1 protein-coding gene is annotated in these 1,888 nt (G+C 63.8%); it reads right to left on the bottom strand.

Going from position 1 to position 1,888, the window contains the following annotated elements; translation table 11 throughout:
- Window positions 1-514: 514 nt before the first annotated feature.
- The gene (locus DLJ47_RS34650; RefSeq protein ID WP_199236134.1) at window positions 515-1,330 is read right to left on the bottom strand and encodes a restriction endonuclease; all 816 of its coding nucleotides are present in this window, start codon (window positions 1,328-1,330) and stop codon (window positions 515-517) included.
- Window positions 1,331-1,888: the final 558 nt, after the last annotated feature.

The raw sequence follows: 1,888 nt of genomic DNA, 5'->3' as shown, positions 1-1,888 counted from the left end.
GAAAGCCTTCCAGTCGTGTTACCACACTTTCGACCCCGTACACCGGATCCCGGCCAACCGCAGGCCCGTAACCAGCACAAACCCGAGACGGACCGAGCTCATGTGTCTACGAACTGCGGAACCCGGGTTAGAGGGCGATGAGGCCGACCCGCCTCAACCTCAGAGGTTCTGGACTGGCGGGCGGCCCGGCGCTAGGCCCGGTTGTGCCCGATCTGTTCCCGCGATTTGTGGGTTTGGCGGTGCGTCGCAGGTCAACACGCTGGTCTGCTGCCGTTCACACAGTTCCGCTGGAAAGTAAGAACTCAGCCTCTCCCCTCAAGCGGTCCCAGGTGCACGACTTTTGACCTGTTCAAGCGCCTTCCGCCGGTTTGACATCATCTCCCGTTACTCGCTCGGCTATGCCACATCTGCGTGGAGGTATCCAGCGTTCCGGCGGTCAGAGGCTTACGACCCCTTCCTCCCGAACGGGGCCGCCGTGCACCCTCTGCTGTGATCGGTCGTCATCACGTGCATATCAGCCCGACTCCGACCCCGCCCGCTGTCGGGACTTGTCGACGGCAGTCGGCGCGCTCGCTGGCTCCTTGCTGCTTCCCGGAAATGGTTCACCTGACCCACCGGGCGCCGTCAAGGACTCCTCATCGGTGGACCCGGATGATGAAGCAACGATTCCCGAAATGATCAAAGCGATTGAAAGGCCGATCCACACCGCCATCACGATCTTGTTGCCGAGCGATCCGAGCTTGACCGCCAAACAAACCCAAGTCAGCAGAAGTACAACGCCGCACCCCAACAGACCCTGGCCCGGGGAGTCGGGCTTCTTCTCTGCCTCCCCTGAAGCAAGCCGCTTCGCTTCAACAGCTCTCAGCGCAGCCGCCAACTGCGTCAGCACGAGAGCCCGCTCCGTAGAGTCTCCATACTCGGCGCCACGCAACACGGCAGCGCGCGTTGCATCAAACCGCTGCAAAAATGTGCGAGCAATGATGTTCTCGGGTGACATCGCACCCACGAGCGTGTACTTAAACAGGCAGATGTCCATGTCATTGGCGTACTCGACGGCGGGTGAGGAGAAGCCGGCGCCGGAGAAGACGAACAGGGCTTTCTCGACGTTGCGTCCCCGAGCGCCGACCAGGCGCTGCAAAACCGGCCGGCCAACCTGGACCGCTTCGAACTTCACCTGGGCGAGCGCTCCGCGTGACCAGACGTCTACGCCTGAGTCCGCACCGCCCTCGGTAACCCTCGCATCACCAAACCCCCAATACCGCATCCACTCCGCGGCGTTCAACTCAGCCTTCTGCCAACTGTCGATTGCCCGCGGCAGCGGTTCTGTCAAGGGTTCCTCCTCAGGGATGACCGTGAAGGCCGCGAGCGGCCCGCGCCAAAGAGCGAACGACTACATCCGCTCTGGCAGTAGCCGGCAGGGTAACGGACTCCACCACGACGGATCACAGTGCTGGTGATCATGCATCGCCCGCCCAACCGGCCGCCGCACCTGCGGGGGCAACAGCCCGCCTACGTTCGCGAGCGCCCGTAGTTGTGCACCCGCGATCGTCCGCGAACCCGGATGAAGACCCGTGATCGTCATCCCGGCCGCTGAGCCACTGTTTGGTTCCAGCGCTCGACACGTGCCCCTGTCAGCGATCGGCGCTCCCGCTTGGGTCGAACGTCGAGCGGCTGATCCGCCGCGACGGACGGCCCTACGTAGCTGCCTCCCTTTGGGGGCCGAAGAGTCGATCAGAGCGGCTCTCTGGAGCGTGCGCCCTTCCCTCAATCGGCCGGCCTCGTCCAACCGCACGGGCCGGGCGACTTGATCGTGCCCACCGGTCACGCGTGGATGTCGATCGACCAAACCGATGCCCACCCACCCACATGAACGGGAGCACCACCACCG

Origin of the sequence: Micromonospora sp. S4605 (assembly GCF_003176715.1) — a bacterium.
Lineage (GTDB): Bacteria > Actinomycetota > Actinomycetes > Mycobacteriales > Micromonosporaceae > Micromonospora > Micromonospora echinaurantiaca.
The sequence above is the reverse complement of the archived record's forward strand: the minus strand, read 5'-3'. Positions and strand labels throughout refer to the sequence as shown.